Source organism: Bacillota bacterium (genome assembly GCA_013178125.1).
In the GTDB taxonomy this organism is placed as follows: Bacteria; Bacillota; SHA-98; order Ch115; family JABLXJ01; genus JABLXL01.
This window is the reverse complement of the sequence record JABLXJ010000010.1, coordinates 98,245-121,587: the sequence shown is the minus strand read 5'-3', so window position 1 is coordinate 121,587 and position 23,343 is coordinate 98,245. Positions and strand designations below refer to the sequence as shown.

The window sequence follows — 23,343 nt, the reverse complement described above, 5'->3', positions numbered from 1 at the left end:
TTCCAGTACTATGATTATCTCAACAACTCTTTATGCAATTTTATCTAATTACTCCTTCTTCACCTCCAGTCTGTCACATGTTTGGTGTATCTGTTTCTCTCTTTCCCTATTTTCATAGCTGAGAGCTCGAGCTGATGCCTCTACCCTATCTACCCCGTTTTAGCTTCTTTAACAGCACCGATAAAAGCCTTAGCGTTTCTAGTTAGTGTATCGAACCTCCCCTCCGCCACTGCACTTCGGTCAACAAGTTCGCTGCCGACACCCAGCGCAACGGCACCCGCTCGAATAAAATCTCCAGCGTTCTCTACAGTTACGCCGCCGACAGCCATCATATCAATGTGCCCCAGCGGACCTCGCAACTCACGGATATAGCGCGGCCCCACGGAACCAGCCGGGAATATTTTTACAATGTCAGCACCCAGGCTCCAGGCCCTCACAACCTCCGTAGGAGTTAACACACCGGGGATAACGAGCCTCCCGTACATGTGACAGATTCTTATAACTTCCTCATCCAGGTTTGGCGCCAAAATAAACTGTGCGCCAGCGAGAATGGCCATCCTCGCAGTTGGGGCATCAAGGACAGTACCAACCCCAACGAGCATCCTATCGCTTACCTCGGTAGAGAGGATCCGGATCATGTCGATAGCATCTGGGGTGTTCATGGTCACTTCTATGGCCCGCACGCCCCCTGCATGGATGGCATCGGCAACCCTCAACATTGTGTCAGCATTCGTGCCCCGCACAATTGCCACTACACCAGTCTCTTTGATCAACTCGAGCTGTCCTGGCCGGTCCAAAATGACCACCTCTCGATTTTTGAAGATGACGCCCCGGGCGGCCAATCATGCCCTCTGGGCCTCCGGGTTAACCACGTATTTACAGGCCTCGCCCCGCAACACTGATATGACATTCTCAGCCGCGAGGGTACTCATTCGCTTCACGCTCTCCACAGTGTAACCCCCGATGTGAGGGGTAACGATTATGTCATCCAACTGAATCAAAGGGGAATTTACTGGAGGCTCTTTTTCAAACACGTCGATAGCTGCGCCGGCTATTACCCCTCCCTGTAAAGCGTCATATAGAGCATCCTCGTCCACGATACCGCCCCTCGCAAGGTTGATAAGATAAGCGGTTGGCTTCATCAAACCCAGTTCGCGCTTCCCGATGAGCTTTCTCGTAGATGGCAGGAGAGGCACGTGGATAGAGACGAAATCCGCCTTCCGTAACACTTCATCAAGATCCAGGTATTCTACCTGATATTTATTAATGAGTTCTTGATCGGGCTTGATATCGTAGCATAACGTGAGCATGTCAAAGCCCTGTACCCGGCGGACAACCTCACGACCTATGCGTCCAACACCGATTACTCCCAAAACCTTGCCATAAACCTCCGACCCGAAGAATCGTTTCCATTCCCCGGCCCTTGTCCAGTTGCATACCTTGGGGATACCTCGAGCTAATGCAATCATCATCCCAACAGCAAGATCCGCCACGGAGTGGTCGTTTACGCCCGGGGTGTTCGTCACGTAGATACCCCTCATTGAGGCGGCCGCTATGTCGATATTATCGGTGCCCACGCCATAGCGGGAGATCACCTTCAAAGCCCTTCCCCTCTCGATAACGGAGGCATCTACGATATCATTGCCGACAATCACGGCATCGGCATCTCCAATCAGCTTTCCCAACTCCTCTCCCGTAAGAGGTCGATCGAGAGGGCTCTTTACTACCTCGCATTTCGCTTGCGTCAAAATCCGAAAGGGTTCGGGGTCTCCTTGCCCGAAAGAGCGTGCGGTGATCAATACCTTCCATCCCATCTCTCTCGCTCCTAACTTACCAACTCCGAGAGCTTTCTATAATAAGGCTGAAAACTGTCGTGCAAGGATTTATATAATTCATAGAACCTATCATATCGTTGCGCTAATTCCGCATCCGGGGGAAATACCTTCTCCAACCTGACCAATGAATCCACTGCATCCTCTACACTGCTGTAAAGACCCACGCCAAGACCCGCAAGCATCGACGCCCCCACGATACCACCTTCGAAATTCGCCAAAGTCTTTACGGGCTTCCCGTAAACGTTGGATTTAATCTCACACCAAACCGGGCTCTTCGCCCCTCCTCCGATGGCGCGAACTTCGTTGATAGGCACGCCTTTCGCCTCAATAATCTCAAGGCTCTGACGCAGATCGAAGCTTACCCCTTCCATAATGGCTCGCGAACAGTGGTTAATGGTATGTCTGGGAGTGAAACCAAAGAATACACCACGGCTGGCGCTGCTACCCAACGTACGTTCCCCCAAAAGATACGGGAAGAAAAGAAGTCCTTCGGACCCGGCAGGAATGGTGGCGGCCCCCTCGCTCAGCACCTGGTAGGGCGAAATTCCCCTTTCACGCGCTTCCTCGACCTGTGCAAGACAAAAGTTGTCCTTAAACCATTTGTAACTCCCGCCACCCGAATCCAAAATACCGAATGAAATCCAGCCCCCTTTGGGAGCCACATGGTGTAGATGCATCAACCGCATATCATATAACGGCTCGGGAGTGAAAACTGAGATATCTGCGGCAGTCCCCGTTATATCGCAGGCCATGCCATCTGAGACGATTCCTGCTCCAAGTAGAATGCACATCATATCGCCGCCACCCGCTACCACGGGGGTGCCCGCCTTCAAGCCCGTCAACTCCGCCGCTTCCTTTGTCACCGTGCCTATGACATCGGACGCATTGGCAATGTCCGGCAGCTTCGCGGGGTCTATACCCAGGGCTGAACATAGCTCAGCCGACCATGCACCGCACTTAGCGTCAAAGAGGTAGGTCCCCGAAGCTTCAGAGTAATCAGTGAAACACTGGCCCGTCAGACGCAGATTCAAATAATCCTTGCAGGACAGGAACTTTACCGTCCTGACATATACCTCCGGGTGGTTTTCCTTGATCCACTTAAACTTGAAGCCCGTCCATGAGGCAACAATGGGATTTCCCGTGATCCGCAGCGATTCTTCTTCGTCGAGAATGACCCGGGCCGCCTGGCATTGAGGCTCGGTACGCTTGTCGCACCACAGCGGAATAGCGCGAAACACCAATCTACCTTCTAAATCAATAGGTACCGGTGCGTGCATCTGTCCGCCGATGCCGACGGCAACGACGTCGACATCAGGGGCTCTCTCGAGGATCGTCCGGATGTTGTAGACAGTAGCCCCCCACCAACTCTCGGGATCTTGTTCCGCCCAGCCAGGGTGCGGGCAATTGAGCGCGTATTCTTGAGAGGAACTGGCCACAACCTGACCATCTGGAGTGAGAAGAGCCGCGCGGGCGCTTTCGGTTCCGATATCCACACTTAATAGACACGTCCGCCTCAGCATAAGCCTTGTAACGCTCCTTCTCCTTAACTTCAGCAGACTTTATCGCATGCCAGCCAATGCTGATTTCCCCCTACTTCTGTGCCTTCTCATGATTTAGAGAAATCACCCAGAAGTACTCCAGCACGCCTTGGTAAGGATTGCGTACGGTGTGGTAAAGCCCAAAAGGGACTAAAAAAGTATCTCCGGCCGAGACCTCGAATTCTTCCTCGCCCACTGTCATGATACCCTTACCCTTGGTAATGTGATAAACTTCTTCATAGTCCTCGTGAGAATGTCCACCAGTACGGCATCCGGGATAGACGGTGGTATAACCGGCCGTTAATGTTCTTGTTGGTGAATTCTCCGGAGAAATAAGCACCCACGAATCTCGAAGGACATTGGATTCTTTCTTTTCTCGCAGGTGGCAGAAGGAATGATCGCTAGGTTGTAGAGCAACCGTTTCTAAGTTTGCAACCCTAACTCCCATAAATTCATTCAACTCCCATCACAATATTTCAAGTATAGCTCTGTTTGGCCGGCGTGTAGTCAATCATATTAACCCTGAATTCTCACATGTTTTATGTGCAAGTACTCATCCATGGCATGGTGGGACAATTCGACCCCCACCCCACTTTCCTTCCACCCTCCATAAGGAGCCTGGACGCTCGCCGCCACGGTATTGTTTATACACACAGTTCCGAAATCTAGCATGTTTACGAGAGTGATGATTGTTTCTATATCTTGGGTGTATGCATAGGCTACAAGCCCATATTGAGTGGCATTAGCAAGATGAATCGCCTCGTCTAAAGACTCAAACTTAACTATAGCTACTGCAGGTCCAAACGTCTCCTCTTGCATTATTATTGAATCTCGGGGGACATCGACCAGGACGGCCGGCTTAAGGAAGAAACCCCTCTCAAACTCCTTCCCAGCAGGCTTTCTCCCGCCGCATAGAAGGCGCGCACCCCTGTCCAAGGCATCCTGGATATGCGTCATCGTCCTCTTGATGCCCTCTTCATTTACCATAGGCCCCAGATCAACGTCTGGATTATTCAGGCCGTTTCCGATCGTCATGTTCTTGGTTCCCTCGACGAACATGTCTATAAACTCATCAGCGATTGATTCATGAACGAGAATGCGGTTTACTGCATTGCAGATCTGCCCCATATTTCGGAAGGACCGCCGGACTCCCTCGGCGACCGCGGATTTAAGATCGGCATCTCCGAACACAATAAACGGGGAGTGCCCTCCAAGCTCAAGAGAAACCTTTTTAAGGTGCTCGCCTGCCAAGCTCGCCACGCACTTACCCACCAAAGTCGAACCTGTGAGGGCCACCTTTTTTGTGATCGGATTTTGTACCAATTCCCTGCCTATCTTGCCCCCCGACCCGGTCACTATATTGATGACTCCTTTAGGGACCCCTGCATCCAGGAAGCACCGGACAAATTCAATACTAGATAGAGGCGTCTCCGAGGCGGGTTTCGCTACAATTGAACATCCGGCGGCCAGTGCAGGACCGACTTTCCACGCCAAAAGCGAGACGGGATAATTCCAAGGGGTGATAGCAACGCACACCCCGATCGGCTGTTTAACAACGATACTCAGGGCGCTAGTTACCCCTGTCGGAATAACTTCCCCTCTAATTCGTATCCCTTCATCTGCGAAGAAATCGATAGCAGCTGCGGCATCCTGGACTTCCTTCTCAGCATCCCGCAATGGCTTGCCCTGCTCCATCGTCAAGGTGACAGCTATATCTCTCTTCCTTGCTCTAATAAGTTCAGCGCTCTTATGCATGTAATCAGCACGAACGGTTGGAGGCAAAGCCGCCCAACCTGGAAACGCCCGCTCTGCGGCTTGCAGGGCGGAAACAGCATCTTCGGGCACACCATCGGGGACGCTCCCTATCACCTCAGACGTCGCCGGATTGATTACATTAAATCGGTTACCACTGACCGATTCAACTAGCTCACCATTTACAATTAACCTGTAATCTCTCAAAACAGTATAACCTCCTAATCTTATAGGGTACTTCGGTTAATAATACCATGATGTAGATTTCGTTAAGCCATCTAACTCTTTCTGGGACTCGAGTCAATAACCCTGTATCTATCCTTCGCATGGCGTAAGAATGAATATAAAACATCAACCTATTTAGATATCCCGATGAGTCGCTTGCTTTTCTCGCGGCCACTTAATTTGATCGAGTAACTATATCTGTCTGCCCGCGAGGTAACTATCGCCACTTCTATGGGGGACCCATCCAAAGAGTATGTGACACGAGTTACATGAAGAAGCGGGGCGCCTTTTACTACATTAAGCATATCGGCCTCATATTCGTCTGCACATCGAGCCTCCATGGTCTCATCTGCTGTGGCTAATGTCAAGTCGTATTTGTGTTCAAGGATTTGATAAAGAGAGTACTTACATAAATCCTCCCGAGAAAGACCCGGAACGAGTTGAGGTATTAGATAATTGGTCATTAAAGCTATTGGATCGTCGTCTGCTAGATAAAGGCGAAATATATGTATAACAGGGTCTCCAACGTTCAGTCCTAGCATTTGTGCTATCTTCGCAGGCGCAGGAATCTCCTCCACCTCTACATTCGAGATCTTCGGTGTTAAGCCCCTGGCAACCAACGTTTCGCCAAAACTTGTAATAAGGTTAAGGTTCTGAGTAATCTTGGGTTTTTGGACAAATGTCCCCTTCCCTTGTCGCTTTATAAGCAACCCATCAGCAACCAGTTCCTCCACAGCCTTCCTTACCGTGGATCGACTGAGCTTATATTTCTCTTGAAGCTCCGTCTCGTTGGGGATGGCGTCACCAGGTTTATAAATGCCGTCCTCAATTTGTTGACGAATGATCTCCTTGAGTTGGTAGTATAGTGGAATAGGTGGTACCTTACACAAACGTAGCTCGTTACCCATAAGCTGCTCCCTTCTTAGTATCCAAAACCTAAGCGATTCAAATTTAACATAGTGCCATCATAACATCATGACGTTATTATATATACGACGTAGCCCGCCTGATTCCTCCTTTGTCCAGCAAAAAATTATTAGCGCGCATAACGCTGGGATGGATAATGATGCTGATGGCCAACGCTGTTCCTGGCGGACAATGCTAATAGTCGATACTATTCTCAACTGACAATGCCAATAGCTAACATTGTTCCTGACGGATGATGCTAATGGCTAACACTATCCGCGGCGTACGATGCTAATGGTCAGCACTATTCCCGATGGACAGTGTTAATGGCTAGCACTATTCCTGATAGACGGCGCTAATGGCCAGCACTGTTCCCGACCGACAGTGTTAATAGTTAGCACTGTTCCTGATGGACGATGCCGGTGGCAGACATCGTGTGCGGCGGATGAAGGCGGATGAAGCTGTTGAAGCTGATATTAAGGGTCGTTTGCCTTCTCCACAATGCCATTCCATTGTATTCGCAGTCTATCCTATCCTACGCCCTTTGTTATGACCATCCCATTATGCTCGGGAAGGACACTGTTGAGGGGGATGAAGTCCTTCCCGCAAGTCTTGCAGAAGGCGACCTGACGTTCTATGTTGATAACACCAAACCTGGCGCTTATCTTAAGCTTACGATATCCATTACGAACTACCTCGCAGTTATCATCCAGATGGGTTAAGCTTATGACCTGCTGTGAAATCTGACGTTTTATTTTATGAACTTCTAGGGTATAATAATAACAGCAAATCATGGGGGTGTTAAGAATGCCAAACATTAAACCGGTTTCAGACTTAAGAAACTATAACGAGGTTCTCCGCTCTTGCCATGTTGGGGAGCCCGTGTTTTTGACAAAAAACGGCAGAGGCCGCTATGTTCTTTTGGATATACAGGAATACGAAAAACAGCAGGCGGTGATTAAGCTGTTGTCAAAGCTCTCCGAGGCAGAAGATGCGATTAAAACAGGAGAGGAATGGGAATCACTTGATGACCTCAAGAAAGCATTGGAGGTCTGAGCGTGAAATTCAAAATCAGAATCAACCCTGTGGCGATTGCCGATGTGCAGGAAATAAAAGCCTACATCACCGAGAACAATCCCGAAGCAGCCGCGAAAATAAGAGATACCATATATTCCAAGATAGAAAAGCTGGCTGATTTCCCCGAGATGGGAGCCTCACTCAGCGCTAAAATCAATATAAAAACGGATTACCGCTTCCTTGCCTGCGGCGTTTACCTCATTTTTTACAAAATCGAGGGAGAATTCGTTTCGGTTTATCGCCTTTTGAATGGCGTGCGAGATTACCTGTCCATTCTTTTCGTAGAAGAACTCCTTAAGGATTATAGGTAATTTGCGGTTCCATAAGGAAGAAGCTCCCTGAAAGGGAGTCTCTTTTCATCCGCCGGATGAGGGAGAATGGGGGAGATAGAATCCCTACCGTGAGCCCGCCTCATGTATCAAGTCGCGGGCATTGCGGATCAACTCACGCAGCCTCCGGTTCGTCTCGCTCAATGCCTTTACGTCCCGGCCCGCCCTCCACTCCTTCATCCTGACGGCGAGCACGCCCAGGATATCCTGCAGCTCCTTCTCGCTCTCCAGAAGCTCGGCCTCTTGACCGGCGATATCCACCGCCCTGGCCTCGGATACGATCTTGCCCGTCTCGAGGTCAATAACATCACCCCGTTCGGGCACATAGGTCCAGGCCCCAAGCGTCTCGCGGAGGGTGGAGGCGAATTCATTGGAGGCCTCCTCCTCGCCGTGCACGACGAAGATCCTCTCGGGCAGCGATCTGAAATTCTTCACCCAGTAAAGAAGGGCCTCTTTATCTGCATGGCTGGAGAACCCATCTATGGACACGATCTCAGCCTTCACTGCAACCTCCTCGTTGAAGATCCTGACGAGCTTCTCCCCCTCCTGCAGCCGTCTCCCCAGGGTGCCCCTGGCCTGGAATCCAACAAACAGGATAGTGGATTCAGGCCTCCAGAGATTGTGTTTGAGGTGGTGCTTGATCCGGCCGAAGTCGCACATGCCGCTCGCCGAGATTATCACGGCCCCGCTCTTTATCTCATTGAGGGCCCTGGATTCCTCCGTGGATTGGATGAAGGTGAGGCCCGGGAAATCAAATGGGTCACGTCCGGCCTCGATGAGTTCCCGCGTCTCTACATCGTATGATTCCTTGTGGCGTTCGAAAATCTCGGTCGCGGCCACCGCAAGGGGGCTGTCTATGTAAACCTTGAGCGGTGGCACATCGCCCTCCGCCATGAGGCGCGACAACTCATATAATACATCCTGCGTCCTGGCCACCGCGAACGCAGGGATTATGAGGTTGCCGCCGCGCTCCATGGTCCGGTTTACGGTATCCCTGAGCTTTGCGATCCTGATGAGGCGGTCTTCATGAACCCTGTTCCCGTAGGTCGACTCCACCAGCAGGGTATCAGCGTCCGCGACGAAGGCCGGGTCCCGGATGACCGGCTGGTTCACGCACCCCAGATCCCCCGAGAATACAATCTTCCGGCGCGCCTCCCCGCTATGGGCCCAGAGCTCGATAATGGAGGAACCGAGTATATGCCCCGCTTCCCTGAACCTCACGGACACCTCGCTATTCAAGTCGATCATCTTGTCAAGCGGGACGGGGTTGAAAAGCCCCAGGCTCTTCTCGGCATCGTCCGCAGTGTAGAGGGGCTCGGTGTGAGGCTCTCCCACCCTTTCACCCTTGCGCCCGTGCCACTCCGCCTCGAGTTCCTGGATGTGGCCGCTATCCGGGAGCATTATGCCGCACAGGTCCCGCGTTGCCTCCGTGGATATGATCCGGCCCTTGAAACCCTTCTTGCAAAGCCGGGGGATGAGCCCGCTATGATCGATATGCGCGTGGGTGAGGAGCAGGAAATCGATACCGCGCGGGTCAAAGGGGAAATCCGAGTAATTCAACACCCTCAATTCCCTTATCCCCTGGAACATGCCGCAATCAACCATGATCCTCGTCTTTTCCAGCTCCAGCAGGTAGCATGAACCCGTAACCGTCCTGGCTGCCCCGATGAATTTCAATTCCATTCAAATCCCGGCTCCTTAAATCTTGATGCTGAGCTACCATATATTTGGCTCATCTATCGCATATTTACCCGGATTCAGCTCCAAATCCAGCCCTAAGTGTAGGTTCCTTAATTTCTGCTAGTTTACCAGCACGGTACCCCGAGCCCTAGTCTTAGTCCTAAGTTTGAATTCGAAAGTTATTGCCGCTTTTCCAGGGGTTGCCGGTGCTTGCGTGACGGGGCCTTTGAAATTTGGCAGGGCCCTCGCGCCAAATTTCAACGGAGGCGCGCCGCAAGCGCGCCGTCCCCGGAGCGCAACACCGGCAACCCCTGGGACGTGCTGGTAAACTGGCGCAAATTAAGGAACTAGCACTTAAATTTAGCTCTAACTCCGCGCAGTAATAAATAATAGGGCGAATGGCATCAGCGGATAAGGCTCCGTATCACAAGCCCGGTAAGAGGCTTGGGATAGAAGTAGGTCGACTTCTGCGGCATCTTCTCACCCGCGCTCGCGATAGCTGCTATCTGGTCGAGCCTGGTCGGGTTTACAAGGAAGGCGGCCTTGAACTTGCCTTCATCAACCAGCCTTATCGCCTCCGCCGCATCTCTCGTGTAAGCTCCTCGCTGTTTGAATGATTCATCGGAGATGCTGAAGAAATGCCCGAGGAGAACTACATGGAGTATAGCGACATCCAGTTCTCGCCTCAGCCTCTGCGTGACCCCCGCCGCGTCGAATATATCGCCGACCCGCCTCGAGGTGACCTCATCATCCCTCATGGTTAGAAGGCAATACTGCTTATGGCCGAAATAACATATAAACGCACGGGCCCTGCTCATTTCATCGAGGGCGCCCTCCAGGTCATCAAACGTCCGGAGGTTGAAAACCGGGCCCACCAGCCCGGCAAGCTTCTCAGCGATAGCCCCGGGTCCAGCTCCAGCTCTAGCTCCAGATTCAGGGCTACCGCCGGCAGAGTCGATATATTCATGGAGCTCAGGTGCATCGCCGATGAGCCTGTGCGTCGGCAGCACGGTAAGGCCCTCGGTATCCATGTTCACCAGCAACATCATGATGTACTCGTAAGGAGCTCCCCAGCCAGCTTCCACCGACGCCAGATCCTTCTCGCTATTAGCCCTGCGCCTCATTTCATTCCTGTAGACAAGCGCAGTCTCGTAACGGTGATGACCATCGGCGATGAACAGCTGTTTCCTGCGGAACTCCTTGACGATCAGGTATATGAGCCCCGGGTTGGAGATCGACCAAAGCCTGTGCCGCGTCCCGGCCCCATCGATCATATCTATGCGGGGAAGGGTCTGTGTGATCTGTTGAATCAGCCTATCGACGCGCCGCTCGGCATCAGAGTAGAGCGCAAAAATGGGCGAGAAGTTCGCCCCCGTCGCCCTCATGAGCTCCAACCTGTCCTGTTTTGGGCCGGGCAGCGTATCCTCATGGGGCAGGATCACGCCCTTGTCAAACTCCTCGAGCTTGACTGCACCGATCACGCCGGTGACCTTCTTCCTGGGTCCCCCGCCTGCGCCCGCATCCCCGTCCACGTCCCGGCTCATGCCCGTACTCGGGCCTATGCCCGTATTTATAATATAATCCTGCTCATAGACATAAAGGGCCGGCGACGAATCCTCCACCAGGATGCCTTCGTCCCGCCACCCATTATAAAACGCAGCGGCCCTAGTATACCTGTTATTTACCTCATTGTCGCCTTCGAATTCCTTTCCAAGGATGAGGCGAATTATATTGTAGTCGCTGCGCCCGTAGTACATCTCCTGTTCCTCGGCGCTTATCACATCATAAGGCGGCGTTACTACCTTCTCAGCATCACCAATCCTATCAAGATTGTAGAATATGCCCCTGAAAGGCACGATCTCTGCCATGAAACTGTTTTTTATCTCCTTTCCAGATGCCTCCATATACACCTTACATATACACTTTATACAACTTATACGCCCTATACACCTTCAAATATGCCCGGTGACGCCGGCGATGCGAATACCTAACCTACAATACGCCCGGTGGTGCCCGCATCACCACAGTGCTTACGTCGCTACAGTGCTTGCGTCACTATGGTTCCTGTGCCGCTATAGTGCAGTTCCTGCGCGCTATAGCGCCCGTGTCACTGCTGCGCCTGCCACCACTCCACGGGCCTGACCCTTGTAACCTCCGGCACGCGCGCGACCTCAGCGAGGACATCGCCCGAGGCAGGATCATCGATGCCGAGAACCATAACAGCCTGTCCACCTGCGGATTTCCTGCCGACCTGCATATAGGCGATATTTATATTATTGCGCCCGAGAATGGTTCCAACCCTGCCAATCACGCCCGGCCTGTCCGCGTAGTCTATAACCAGCATATACCCTGACGGGACGAGGTCAAGCGGGTAGTCATTGATCCGCACGAGTCTGGACAGGCCATTCTCGCCGAGGCACCCGGCCACGGACCTGATTCCCTCATCCGTCTCCCCGCGCACCTCTATGACGGCGGGGTACCTGTCCCCATCCCGCTCCTTTACCTCCGCGACCCTTATGCCGCGCTCGCTTGCGACAAACCGCGCGTTGACGAGGTTGAGCTTCTCCTGGAGTATTGGATCGAGAACGCCCTTCAGGACCGCCGTGGTCAGCAAGGCTACATCCTGTTCCGCCAGCAGCCCCCTGTATATAACCTCGATCCGCCCGTGCCCGCCCACTGCGAGCTCTGTATAGAGCCGGCCAAGGCTCTCGGCCAGGGGCATAAAGGGCTTTAATTTAGCGAGAAGCGCGGGAGGCACCGAGGGGACATTTACCGCATTCTTGAAAAAATCGCCCTTCAGAACCTTGATGATCTCCTCGGCGATGTGCATCGCCACGTTTATCTGGGCCTCTTCAGTTGAAGCCCCAAGGTGCGGCGTCACGATAACCTGGTCGAGCTCCAGGAGCGGGGATTCCTCGAGGGGCTCCTGCTCGAAGACGTCGAGCGCGGCGCCCGCCACCTTCCCGCTTTTGACGGCGTCATAGAGAGCCTGCTCGTCAATGACGCCTCCCCGCGCGCAGTTTATGACCCTGACCCCGTCCTTCATCTGCGCGAATTCCTTCGCCCCTATCATATGGCGGGTCTCTTTTGTCATGGGCACATGGACAGTGATGAAATCCGCTGAGGAGAACAGCCGCGGGAGGTCAACAATCTCTATGCCCAGCTCGGTGCAGCGCTCGGGGGCGACGAACGGGTCAAAGCCCAGGGCATGCATCCCGAGGGCGTGCATGCGCCGGGCGACCTCGCTTCCAATCCGGCCCAGCCCGATGACCCCAAGCGTCTTGCCGTCGACCTGCACCCCCATGAACGCCTTGCGATTCCACTTCCCCGCCTTGAGCGAGGCGTGAGCCTGGGGTATATTCCGTGCGAGCGACATGAGCATGGCTATCGTATGCTCAACCGCGGCGATGGTATTGCCCTCCGGGGCATTGAGAACGACCACGCCCCGCTTTGTCGCGGCGTCTATATCGATGTTATCGACCCCGACCCCCGCGCGCCCGACCGCCTTCAGGTTCGTCCCAGCCTCCAGCACCTCGCGGGTGACCTTTGTCTCGCTCCTGACTATAAGGGCATCATACGCCGGCACGCAGGCGATGAGCTCCTCCCGGGGCAGGCCCGTGGCCACCGTAACCTCGATATCGCTCTCCTGGCGGAGCCTTTCGATTCCCTGTTCCGCTATAGGGTCACAAACAAGCACCTTCATCATCGCATGAGAACCTCCTCGAGAGCGGCAACACCTGAACCGAGCTTGACGGGGTAACCCTTCCTGGCGAGGCCCATCTCCAGCGCGGCCATGGCCGCGACCATGTCGAGCTCGTCCATGTAGCCCATATGGGCGATGCGGAATATCTTCCCCTTGAGCTTGCCCTGCCCGCCCGCGAGGATCACGCCATAATTTGATTTGAGGAGCTTCCGGAATTCATCCGCATCGATCCCGCCCGGCGGCGTCACCGCGGTGACCGTCTTGGACGCGCACTCATCGCCCGCGAGCAGCCCGAGCCCGAGAGCCTTTATGCCTGCGCGCACAGCAGAGGCCACCCTGGCATGCCGGGCGAACACCGCGGCAAGGCCCTCCGCCTCGATAGCGGAGAGGGCGTCCCTCAGAGCCTGAAGCAGCGAGACTGCCGGCGTGAAGGGGTTTTCCCACCTCTGGGCGAAGGTCCGGGCCTTAACCAGGTCGAAGTAGAACCTCGGGCATCTTGCGGATGCGACCTTCTCCCACGCGCGCTCGCTCACGCTCACGAAAGCGAGGCCAGGCGGTGTCATGAGGCCCTTCTGGGAAGCGGTCACCACGACATCGACCCCCCAGGCATCCGTCTCGAGATTGACTGATCCGAGCGAGCTGACCGCATCGACAACAACAAGAGCGTCGTGGGCCCTCGCCACGGAGGCGAGCGCCTTCACATCATTCTCCACGCCCGTAGAGGTCTCATTATGGGTGACAAAGACTACCTTGATATCGGGGCTCTGGCTCAGGAGCCTGTCGACATCGCCCGGCTCGCTGGCCCTGCCCCATTCCACCTCGGATTTTACTACATCAACCCCGTATGCCCTGGCGATATCCGCGACCCTGTCACCGAAGGCGCCGCAGCTTGCAACGAGCGCCTTCTCGCCGGGCGAGAGCAGATTGGAGACCGCGGCCTCGAGCCCTCCCGTCCCCGATGTGGTCAATATCAGAACATCATTCCTGGTCTGGAAGACCCCCTGCAGCCCCCGGGTTACCTCTTCAAGCAGCTTCCTGAATTCATCGCCTCTATGGTTGATCATGGGACGCGCCGACGCGCTCAAGGCCCCCGGCGGGACCGGCGTCGGGCCAGGGATCCTCAAATGCTGCTTATCTCGAAACATTGCCGTGAAACCCCCTTGCTCATCCACAACCTGGAAACCTGGCATCTCGCTGTCACCGGGCCGGCTCCGGTGCACCAGGCCCTCCTCCGCCCAGTTCACCCGATCGTTCACCTGCTTGCCCTGCAGGCCCCGGTTTGCGCCTCCTTCGCAGCTCGCGAAGGATATCGTCGAATTCTATGCCATGAAATCTCAGCATGACCAGCGTGTGGAATAGTAGATCGGCCGTTTCATAAACTATTTGGCCTATTTCTTTATTCTTCGAGGCGATTATAACCTCTCCTGCTTCCTCGCCAATTTTTTTTAGAATCACATCGTGCCCGCGCTGAAAGAGCCTGGCCGTGTATGAATCCGGCGACGGGTTCGCACGCCGCTCATCTATGACCCTGCATAGCTCCTCTATGATCCCTCTGCCGGCTGCGGGGGCACCAGCGCCATCGCCGCCGCTCGCATCGGGCTGGGCACCCGGAGCGCCCGCAACATCCGGAGCGCCCAGAGCGCTCGGAGCGCCCGAAGAACCCGGAGCGCTCGGGGAACCGGCGTAAACCTCCCCCGGCTCGAATACCTTTTGCCCCACGATCTCAACCCCGCCCCCACCCCTCACGCGCCTGTAGAAGCAAGAGTCATACCCCTCATGGCAGGCCCCACCCACCTGGTCCACCTTCAGGAGCAGCGAGTCAGAATCGCAATCAACCAGGATCTCGCGGACCAGCTGGAAATGCCCGGACGTCTCCCCCTTCTGCCACAGGCGCCTCCGCGACCGGCTCCAGAACCACGTCTTGCCGGTCTCGAGCGTTCTCTCGATGGCCTCCCTGTTCATATACCCCAGCATCAGCACCTTGAGGCTTATAGCATCCTGTATGATGGCAGGCACAAGGCGGTCTTCGCCATGGCCGGAGAATCTCAGGCAGTCGATCCATGAAACAGGCTTCTCGTTATTGTCTCTATCATCCCTAGCATTCTGCACGAAACTCGACCTTCCTTCTCGATTATAAAGCAAAGCCCTAGCGCCGCACCGGTATCCCGGCCTGCCGCAAATACTCCTTGACCTGGCTGATCCGGAATTGCCCATAATGAAACACCGACGCCGCAAGCGCCGCATCGGCCTTGCCGCTCACAAAGACCTCCTTGAAATGCTCGAGGCTCCCAGCGCCCCCCGAGGCTATGACGGGGATGTCGACGGCATCCGCGATCGCAGCCGTCAACTCTATATCATAGCCATCACAGGTCCCGTCCCTGTCCATGCTCGTCAGGAGGATCTCCCCCGCTCCGAGTTGGTAGACCCGCCTCGCCCACTCAACAGCATCGAGGCCGGCCGGCCGGCGGCCGCCGTGGGTCGTGACCTCCCAGCCGCAGAAACCACCGGTCTCGCTGCGCCGCGCCCGGGCGTCTATCGCCACCACGATGCACTGGCTCCCGAACCTCTCAGCGCCCTCTGTGATGATCCCGGGGTTCAAGACCGCGGCGGTGTTCAATGAGACCTTGTCAGCCCCCGCATTCAGAATATCCCGGACATCCTCTATCCCCCTGATACCACCGCCCACGGTGAACGGGATGAAGACCCGCTCCGCAGTACGCCGCACTACATCAAGCATGATCGACCGCTCCTCGGCCGACGCCGTAATATCAAGGAAGACAAGCTCATCCGCACCCTCGCTGTCGTAGAGCCCGGCGAGCTCGACCGGATCGCCGGCATCGCGCAGGGACACGAAGTTCACACCCTTGACAACCCGGCCTGCAAGAACATCCAGGCATGGAATCAGTCTCTTGCTCAGCATCTCATCCGTTCCCCTTCTCCTCTGACCGCACTGATCGCGTCCGCCGCCGCGCCGCAGTATAGGGTCACGCACGCGCAGCCGCAACCTCTACGGCCTCTCCGAAATCTATATTCCCCGAATAGAGCGCCCGCCCGATGATTACGCCCACGATGCCCTCTCCCTCCAGGGTGGCCAGGCGCCTCACGTCTTCAAGGGAGGTTACGCCGCCGGAGGCGATGACCCTTATCCCCGTCCGCGCAATGGCCAGCGTCGCCTCGACGTTCACGCCCTGAAGGGCACCGTCGCGCGCTATATCAGTGAACACGACCTCACGCACGCCCAGCTCCCTCACCTCGCGGGCCAGCTCCGCCGCGGGCTTGGATTCCATCGTCTGCCACCCGTGGGTGGCCACCAGCCCGTCCCGCGCGTCAATGGATACGAGCACCCTATCACCGAACTCCCGGCACAAATCGGAAATGAGCTGCGGGCTGTCGAGAGCAGCCGACCCCAGGATGACCCGGCTCGCGCCCATGCCAAAAAGGGCCCTCGCGGTTTCCGCAGAACGGATTCCCCCGCCCACCTGCACGGGAACCCCCACCTCGCGGAGCAGCCTCTCCACCACCGGGAGATTCACGGGAGACCCGTCCTTCGCCCCATCCAGGTCCACCACGTGCAGGAGCTGGGCCCCGCGCGCCTGCCATCCCGATGCCACCTGGACGGGGTCGTGCGAGAATACGGTCTCGGCCTCGAATCTCCCCTGCAGGAGCCTTACGCACCTACCGCCCTTTATGTCTATCGCCGGAATTACGATCATTCCCTCCTACCCCCGGATTCTTCTATATGCCTATGAATTCAATAGGCTCACAAAATTCCTCAGCATCCTGAGCCCCACCTGGCTGCTCTTCTCGGGATGAAATTGCAGCCCGAACACATTCCCCTTCTGCACCACAGATGGGAAGATCTCCCCATATTCCGTCTCAGCCACCACGACCCCCCAGTCCCCGGGGAAGGCGCGAAATGAGTGGGCGAAGTATACATAAGAACCATCGGGAATGCCTGAGGTGACCGGCGATTCCCGCAGGATGCGAAGCTGATTCCAACCGATGTGAGGCACCCTCACGCCAGATGAGGGCGAGAACCTCCGGACCTCCCCGCCGATGAGGTCAAGGCCCCGGGTCGGACCTCCTTCAAGGCCCACCGAGAAAAGCAGCTGGAATCCAAGGCAGATCCCCAGGAAGGGCTTCCCCGCCTCTACGGCCTCGAGTATTGGCTCCTCCAGGGCCGGGCGGATATTCATCATAGCCTTGTGGAATGCGCCCACCCCGGGCACCACCACAGCGGCAGCCCCGCGGATCACCCCCGGGTCGGACGTAACCACCACTGTGGCGCCGGCGGATTCGAACCCCTTCTGCACGCTCCTGAGATTCCCCATCCCATAGTCAACAATTGCAATCATGCGAGCCACGTAAAATCCCCCTCGATCAACGTCAGCGACCTGTGAATCGCCTCTTACCTGTGAATTAAGCGAGGCGTGAGTCATAACCCACGAATCACAACCCGCAACCCCTGGATCACAGCAGGCCTTTAGTGGAGAGCACGCCCTGGACCCTCGGTGAAATCCGGACTGCCAGTGACATGGCCCTGCCCGCCGCCTTGAATATTGCCTCAACCATGTGGTGAGCATTTCGGCCGTAAGGAACGTTTATATGGAGCGTGACGCCGGCGTTCACTGCAAAAGCCCTGAAGAACTCCTCAACAAGCTCGAGGTCAAAGTTCCCCACCTTCCCCGACGACAGGGCTGAAGGGATGTTGAAGACCAGAAAAGGGCGGCCTGATATATCCACGATCACGCAGGCCAGCGCCTCGTCCATCGGGACCTGCGCCTCCCCGTAACGCTCGATCCCCTGCTTGTCGCCAAGGGCCTCCGCAAAGGCCCTCCCGAGGCAGATTCCCGTATCCTCAACTGTATGGTGGGCATCGACCTCCAGGTCGCCCCTTGCCCTCACCGAAATATCGAAGAGCCCGTGTTTCGCGAAAAGGGTGAGCATGTGGTTAAAGAAACCCACCCCAGTATCCACGCTCGATGACCCCGCCCCATCCAGGTTCAATGCGACCTCAATATCCGTCTCGAGGGTCTTGCGTGTAACCTCCGCCTTCCTCTCCATCCCACAGGTCACCTCCAGGTTGGTTTAAGATTTAAGCCTGGCCCTGATCGCGGCCGCATGGCCCACCAGTCCCTCAGCCCCGGCAATGGTACATACAGCCTCTGATATGGCGCGGAGGCCGTCCCTCGAGCATGCAATGACATTGGAAGCCTTCATAAAGGCCTCAACCCCGAGGGCTGACCCGAACCGGGCCGTGCCGCCCGTCGGCAACACGTGGTTGGGGCCGGCGGCGTAGTCCCCGGCCGGCACAGGCGAATATGGGCCGACAAAGATCGACCCGGCGTTATGAATCCTCCCGAGCAGGCTAAATCCATCCCTCACCTGCAGCGAGAGGTGTTCCGGCGCGTAAAGGTTCGCGAGCTCGACAGCCTCATCCATCCCGGAGACAAGGACCACGGCGCCGTAATCCTCCAGCGCCTTCTCTGCTATGCCCCGCCTCTCGAAGCCTTTGAGCATCTCCGCCACCCTCTCGATGATGGCATGAGCCAACCCCCGGCTTGGCGTGACCAGGATTGCCTGAGCCAGCGCATCATGCTCGGCCTGTGACACGAGGTCAGCGGCGACGAAGTCCTCATCTGCATCCTCATCCGCGATTATCATGATCTCGCTCGGGCCAGCCAGCATATCTATATCCACGAGGCCCCACACCAGCCTCTTTGCAGCCGTTACGTAAGCCCCTCCGGGCCCCACTATCTTGTCCACCTTCGGGATCGCCCCCGTGCCGCATGCCATGGCCGCGATCGCCTGGGGCCCACCTACCCTTATAACCCTCGTCACGCCTGCGAGGTCGGCTGCGACCAGCACAGCATCCGCCACCGCGCCATCGCGCGAGGGCGGAGTGCACATTATGATCTCTTCAACCCCGGCAACCCTCGCGGGGATACAATTCATCAGGACCGAGGATGGGTAGGTGGCCTTCCCGCCAGGCACATAGACCCCGACCCGGCCCAGGGGCCTATAAATCCTCCCTAGCAGGGTCCCATCGGGGAGCGCTGTCATCAGCGACCTGGCGCGCTGGAGCTCGTGAAAGGCCCTGATCCTCTCGCTGGCAAACTCCAGGGCTTCGAGGAGATCACCCGGTAGCCTGGCCCTGGCGGCCTCCATCTCGACACGGCTCACGATCATCGTCTCGCGCGTGATGGATGCCCTATCAAACCTGAACGTGTAATCGATAACGGCGTCATCGCCACGGGCAAACACGTCGGATATGACCGGCCGGACCTCCTCCTCGATGCCGCCGAGGAATCCCCCGCCGCGCCATGTCATAAGCTTTTCACGAAATTCCGGCGCTGACCAGATTCGCATTCCTCTCCCCCGCCTTTGCCAGTGTCTCCTGTATCTTCGAAACCAGGTCATTGATCCTGGCGGATTTCAGACGAAAGCTCACCCTGTTTGCGACAAGGCGGGCCGTGGCCGTTGCGATCTCATCCAGGACCACGAGGTCGTTCTCAGCAAGCGTCTGGCCTGTCGATGTGATATCCACAATCATCTCGGCGAGCCCCGCGAGCGGAGCGAGCTCCACCGACCCATGGAGCTTTATAATTTCAGCTCTGACGCCCTTTCGCTGGAAGTACTCACCCGCAACACGAGGGAACTTCGTCGCCACCCTGAGGCTACCCCGCAGCGGCGGCCTCTTCTCACCGACACCCCGCGGCGCGGCGAGGACGAAGCGGCAAAACCCAAACCCAAGGTCGACGAGCTCGCAAACATCCCGCTTCTCCTCGAGGATCAGGTCCTTCCCGACAATGCCGACATCACAGGCGCCCTGTTCCACATAGGTGAGGACATCAGCCGGCCTCATCAGGAAAAGCCTCGTACGGCTCGCCTCATCCACCAGGACGAGCTTGCGCGAGCCCTCGGTGACCTCGGAACAATTGATCCCGGCGCCCTCCAGGAGGGGAACAACATATGCCAGCAGCCGCCCTTTGGGCAGCGCGATGTTCATTACGTCTTCCATCCCTGTATTCGTCCCTGTATTCATCCCTGCATCATCCCGCTTTACATCCCACTTTACATCCCACTTTGATTTTTCATTCTGCCATCCTCATCCACGATGACGATTTTACCGACCTTGCGCCTCAAACCATAATCGATGGCCCCTTCAACACCCCTCCCGATGATCTCAAGCTCCACAGAGTGTCCCCCATCCCTCAGGGCCGCCGCCAACCGGGCTGCCGCGATCGAGGCCGCCTCGCTCTCCGGTATCACGAAATAGTCCGGGCCCCCTGCCGGCGACGCCACCGGTGACGTTACTGGCGAGGCCGCGAGCGCCGACACCAGGCCCTCGATATCCACCGCAAATCCCGTCGCCGGCTCGCCCGCGCCGAATTTCTCCAGGAGATGATCATAGCGCCCGCCCCCGCAGACTGGCCTCCCGACGCCGTAGGCATATGCCTCGAAGATTATGCCTGTATAATAATCCAGATCCCGAACAAGGCCCAGATCGATGTCGACAAACTCGCCCAGCCCCCTTGATTCGAGATTCCCCAGGATCGCGCCGAGGCTATGGAGCACCTCGACACCCCCGTCCCCGCTCCTTTCCGCGCCCAGCTCCGTGCCTGGCTGGCCACCGGCACCGGGTGGGGATGAGCAGAGGGAGCGCGCCGCCTCCAGGACCTCGCCCTTCCCACGAAGCGCCGGGATGGTCAAAAGCCATTCAAGCTTGTCAGGGGGCAGGTTGAGCGAGCCGGCCACCTCACGCAGGGCGACGAAATCGTGCCTGGCGAGCGCATCCCTGATGAGGCCCTCCTGCCCCGGGTCGAGGCCGGCCTGCTCCGATATGTAATCTATGATGCCGGCATGCCCTATTCCCACCCTGAAGCCTTGCAGGCCCACGTCCCTGAGGCATTGAATGGCAAGGGCAATCACCTCCGCATCGGCGGCGCTCCCCGATGCCCCTATGATCTCGGCCCCGGCCTGGTAGGATTCCTGTCGCACGCCGGTCTGCGGGCTCCCCGCCCGGAATACGCTGCCGAGGTAAAACAGGCGCAGGGGTCTGGGCTCGTCGCGTAGCTCCGTTGCGGCGAAATGGGCTATGGGGGTGGTAATATCCGGCCTCAACACAATGATCTGGCCGGTCCTGTCCAGGAACCTGTACATCCGGTCCTTTAGCCGCTCGCCCGTGCCGGCGGAGATCGTATCGAAGTATTCGATCGTAGGGGTTACAATCTCGGAGAACCCCCACCGGGTGAAGACCTGCACCAGGCGATCCTCAATGCTCCGTTTCTGAAAGGCCTCCCGGGGGCCCAGATAGCGCAGGCCGCTCGGGACGGCGGCCCCGGGCCTATTTACACCAATCAATCTGCACCTTGCTCCCTTCCAGAGCACCCGTGTCATGATCGTGCGTCGCGCCGACTTGCCCACTTGCCGGCTTGCCGAAGTGGCTAAACGCCGAAATGTGTGAAACCGGCCCTCAAATCCCTTTGAGTCCAATTATATCACAAACCACATCATAAACCGCGATAAACCGCGGCGCAAACCGTAGCCGCGGCCAAACCACGCACGGGTGCTTTATCAAGGTAACGCATTAACGTATTAACGCCAAAAAAATACTATCACCCCTGGGCGGCTGTGTCAAGCCCCCCTACCTGTCCCGTCCATCCCATCCTCTTCACTTATCCCGGCCACGGCCATCCCCCATCAAGCCCCGGCGCCGAAGCCGCTCAAAGATCAGCTTATAACCATCGGCGCCGTAGAGGAGAAACCTCTTGACCCGGCTTATTGTGGCGGTGCTGGCCCCCGTCTTTCCGGCGATCTCCGTATATGTATAGCCCTCATCCAGCATCCGGGCGACGGCAAGCCTCTGGGCCAGGGATCTAACCTCAGCGACGGTGCAGATATCCTCAAAGAATTTATAGCAATCCTCCACAGTCTCGAGGCACAAAATCGCCTCAAAGAGCTTTTCGATATCCGGGTCCCGCAATCTCTTGCTCGAGGCCAAGGCCGAAGCGCCTCCATCCTGTTGATCCACGGGTTGATTCCCTTGCCTCATCCATCCATCCCCGCAACCTGCCCGGGCTCATATCTGCCCGAGGGGAAGTGTAATGGTGAAAGTCGTCCCCACATTCTCCTCGCTTTCTACCGATATGGTGCCATCGTGGTTTTCCACTATTCCATGGCTCACGGCCAGCCCCAGGCCGACCCCGCTATTCTTGGTGGTAAAAAACGGTGTAAAGACCTTACCTATATTCTCCGCGGGAATCCCGCACCCGGTGTCGTTAAATTTTATCTGAACATATCTCTTCTCATTCTCATCAACGCTCCCTGGGCCTCTAACCCCAGTATCGGGCCTGCTCCGGACCGTCCGGTCCTTGATAACTATGCATTCTATAGAAAGCCGCCCCCCGCCAGGCATGGCCTGAAGCGCATTGATGGACAAGTTGAGAAAAACCTGCTTCAGCTGTATGGCGTCTGCCAGCACACATGGCAGGCCGTCGGGGAAAGATGTAATAATCTCCACCGACTGCTGCTCCGCCTGCCTGCCTACCAGGAATATAACATCCTCGATAAGCTGTTTGAGGTCCACGGGCTTCAGATCGAGCTTCGCCCGGCGAGCGAAAACCAGCAAATTCTTGATGATCGCCGAGCAACGAGCCGCCTCTTCATTAATTGCCCTCAGGGCCCTTGCGAACTCCTCGCCAGGGGAGGGTGACGCCTTCGCCAGCTTCTCCAGGAGATGCTCAGCGTATGCCGATATCACACCGATCGGGTTGTTTATCTCATGGGCGATGCTGGCGGCCACCTCGCCTATAGCCTTGAGCTTTTCGGCCTGCCTCAATTGCTCGCCAAGCAGGACCTTCTCCGTTACATCCTCGGAGATAATAATAACGCCCGCAACTTTTTCGTCAAGATCCCTGATCGGCGATATCTTCTTGCGGACCACCAGGATTGCCCCATCGCGACTCCTCTGCTTAAAATTCCGTATCTCCTCAATAACCCCGTCCAGCAACACGCGAGATATCACGCCATCCAGGCCGGGCTGGCCCGGCACATCCATTACGAGCTCACGAAGCAAATTCGGGTAATACGCGCCCAGGGCCTCCTTCTTCGATATGCCCGTCATCTGCTCCATACATGCATTCCAGGTGGTGACTCTGAGATTACGGTCGATAACGGCAACCCCGATGGTGAGGCTCTCCATTATATTATCTCTGTATTTGTCGCTATATTTACCATTGTATTTACCATTATATCCCTTGTTTCCCTCGTCCAGCAACAACGAAAACCCACCCGAT

General features: G+C 56.4%; 23 protein-coding genes. 3 read left to right on the top strand and 20 right to left on the bottom strand.

The window, feature by feature from the left end; genetic code table 11:
• Window positions 1–149: 149 nt before the first annotated feature.
• From eda to HPY71_10200, 6 genes are all read right to left on the bottom strand, one after another.
• Window positions 150–797: a bifunctional 4-hydroxy-2-oxoglutarate aldolase/2-dehydro-3-deoxy-phosphogluconate aldolase gene (eda, locus tag HPY71_10225; protein ID NPV53885.1), complete on the bottom strand. Its 648-nt coding sequence runs from the start codon at window positions 795–797 to the stop codon at window positions 150–152.
• Window positions 798–842: 45 nt separating this feature from the next.
• On the bottom strand, window positions 843–1,814 hold the full coding sequence (locus tag HPY71_10220; GenBank protein NPV53884.1) for a phosphoglycerate dehydrogenase: 972 nt from the start codon (window positions 1,812–1,814) through the stop codon (window positions 843–845).
• Window positions 1,815–1,825: 11 nt separating this feature from the next.
• On the bottom strand, window positions 1,826–3,355 hold the full coding sequence (gene xylB, locus HPY71_10215) for a xylulokinase (protein ID NPV53883.1): 1,530 nt from the start codon (window positions 3,353–3,355) through the stop codon (window positions 1,826–1,828).
• 70 nt (window positions 3,356–3,425) lie between these two features.
• On the bottom strand, window positions 3,426–3,821 hold the full coding sequence (locus tag HPY71_10210; GenBank protein NPV53882.1) for a cupin domain-containing protein: 396 nt from the start codon (window positions 3,819–3,821) through the stop codon (window positions 3,426–3,428).
• Window positions 3,822–3,889: 68 nt separating this feature from the next.
• On the bottom strand, window positions 3,890–5,332 hold the full coding sequence (locus HPY71_10205; GenBank protein NPV53881.1) for an NAD-dependent succinate-semialdehyde dehydrogenase: 1,443 nt from the start codon (window positions 5,330–5,332) through the stop codon (window positions 3,890–3,892).
• Window positions 5,333–5,481: 149 nt separating this feature from the next.
• Complete coding sequence (locus HPY71_10200; GenBank protein ID NPV53880.1) at window positions 5,482–6,258, bottom strand: GntR family transcriptional regulator; 777 nt, start codon at window positions 6,256–6,258, stop codon at window positions 5,482–5,484.
• Window positions 6,259–6,711: 453 nt separating this feature from the next.
• Here HPY71_10200 and HPY71_10195 point away from each other — a divergent pair, with 453 nt between their 5' ends.
• The 3 genes from HPY71_10195 (at window position 6,712) to HPY71_10185 (ending at window position 7,644) form a co-directional block, all read left to right on the top strand.
• Window positions 6,712–6,978: a hypothetical protein gene (locus HPY71_10195; GenBank protein NPV53879.1), complete on the top strand. Its 267-nt coding sequence runs from the start codon at window positions 6,712–6,714 to the stop codon at window positions 6,976–6,978.
• A gap of 85 nt (window positions 6,979–7,063) precedes the next feature.
• On the top strand, window positions 7,064–7,312 hold the full coding sequence (locus HPY71_10190; protein NPV53878.1) for a type II toxin-antitoxin system Phd/YefM family antitoxin: 249 nt from the start codon (window positions 7,064–7,066) through the stop codon (window positions 7,310–7,312).
• Between the two features lie 2 nt (window positions 7,313–7,314).
• Window positions 7,315–7,644, top strand: coding sequence for a type II toxin-antitoxin system RelE/ParE family toxin (locus HPY71_10185; GenBank protein NPV53877.1), 330 nt, complete (start codon window positions 7,315–7,317; stop codon window positions 7,642–7,644).
• 84 nt (window positions 7,645–7,728) lie between these two features.
• Here the strand turns inward: HPY71_10185 and HPY71_10180 are convergent, their stop codons facing one another.
• The 14 genes from HPY71_10180 to HPY71_10115 form a co-directional block, all read right to left on the bottom strand.
• Window positions 7,729–9,345: an MBL fold metallo-hydrolase gene (locus HPY71_10180; protein ID NPV53876.1), complete on the bottom strand. Its 1,617-nt coding sequence runs from the start codon at window positions 9,343–9,345 to the stop codon at window positions 7,729–7,731.
• Between the two features lie 401 nt (window positions 9,346–9,746).
• On the bottom strand, window positions 9,747–11,210 hold the full coding sequence (locus HPY71_10175; protein NPV53875.1) for a DUF1015 domain-containing protein: 1,464 nt from the start codon (window positions 11,208–11,210) through the stop codon (window positions 9,747–9,749).
• A 239-nt stretch (window positions 11,211–11,449) separates the two neighbouring features.
• On the bottom strand, window positions 11,450–13,048 hold the full coding sequence (locus HPY71_10170; protein ID NPV53874.1) for a phosphoglycerate dehydrogenase: 1,599 nt from the start codon (window positions 13,046–13,048) through the stop codon (window positions 11,450–11,452).
• A complete protein-coding gene (locus HPY71_10165; protein NPV53873.1) occupies window positions 13,045–14,190 on the bottom strand; it encodes an alanine--glyoxylate aminotransferase family protein in 1,146 nt (381 codons plus the stop codon). Before HPY71_10165 ends, HPY71_10170 begins: the two co-directional genes overlap by 4 nt.
• 52 nt (window positions 14,191–14,242) lie before the next feature.
• The gene (gene hisI, locus HPY71_10160) at window positions 14,243–15,259 is read right to left on the bottom strand and encodes a phosphoribosyl-AMP cyclohydrolase (GenBank protein NPV53872.1); all 1,017 of its coding nucleotides are present in this window, start codon (window positions 15,257–15,259) and stop codon (window positions 14,243–14,245) included.
• Window positions 15,192–15,965, bottom strand: coding sequence for an imidazole glycerol phosphate synthase subunit HisF (gene hisF, locus HPY71_10155; protein ID NPV53871.1), 774 nt, complete (start codon window positions 15,963–15,965; stop codon window positions 15,192–15,194). The genes hisI and hisF overlap by 68 nt, the downstream gene beginning before the upstream one ends.
• Before the next feature lie 64 nt (window positions 15,966–16,029).
• The gene (hisA, locus tag HPY71_10150) at window positions 16,030–16,758 is read right to left on the bottom strand and encodes a 1-(5-phosphoribosyl)-5-[(5-phosphoribosylamino)methylideneamino]imidazole-4-carboxamide isomerase (GenBank protein ID NPV53870.1); all 729 of its coding nucleotides are present in this window, start codon (window positions 16,756–16,758) and stop codon (window positions 16,030–16,032) included.
• A 30-nt stretch (window positions 16,759–16,788) separates the two neighbouring features.
• The gene (gene hisH / locus HPY71_10145; GenBank protein NPV53869.1) at window positions 16,789–17,400 is read right to left on the bottom strand and encodes an imidazole glycerol phosphate synthase subunit HisH; all 612 of its coding nucleotides are present in this window, start codon (window positions 17,398–17,400) and stop codon (window positions 16,789–16,791) included.
• A 115-nt stretch (window positions 17,401–17,515) separates the two neighbouring features.
• Window positions 17,516–18,109, bottom strand: coding sequence for an imidazoleglycerol-phosphate dehydratase HisB (gene hisB, locus HPY71_10140; protein NPV53868.1), 594 nt, complete (start codon window positions 18,107–18,109; stop codon window positions 17,516–17,518).
• A 24-nt stretch (window positions 18,110–18,133) separates the two neighbouring features.
• On the bottom strand, window positions 18,134–19,414 hold the full coding sequence (hisD, locus tag HPY71_10135) for a histidinol dehydrogenase (protein ID NPV53867.1): 1,281 nt from the start codon (window positions 19,412–19,414) through the stop codon (window positions 18,134–18,136).
• The gene (locus HPY71_10130; protein NPV53866.1) at window positions 19,383–20,066 is read right to left on the bottom strand and encodes an ATP phosphoribosyltransferase; all 684 of its coding nucleotides are present in this window, start codon (window positions 20,064–20,066) and stop codon (window positions 19,383–19,385) included. Before HPY71_10130 ends, hisD begins: the two co-directional genes overlap by 32 nt.
• 53 nt (window positions 20,067–20,119) lie before the next feature.
• Entirely contained in the window at window positions 20,120–21,409 is a 1,290-nt protein-coding gene (gene hisZ / locus HPY71_10125) for an ATP phosphoribosyltransferase regulatory subunit (protein NPV53865.1), read from the bottom strand.
• Window positions 21,410–21,719: 310 nt separating this feature from the next.
• Complete coding sequence (locus tag HPY71_10120) at window positions 21,720–22,100, bottom strand: hypothetical protein (GenBank protein ID NPV53864.1); 381 nt, start codon at window positions 22,098–22,100, stop codon at window positions 21,720–21,722.
• Between the two features lie 27 nt (window positions 22,101–22,127).
• The gene (locus HPY71_10115; GenBank protein ID NPV53863.1) at window positions 22,128–23,324 is read right to left on the bottom strand and encodes a PAS domain S-box protein; all 1,197 of its coding nucleotides are present in this window, start codon (window positions 23,322–23,324) and stop codon (window positions 22,128–22,130) included.
• Window positions 23,325–23,343 lie beyond the last annotated feature (19 nt).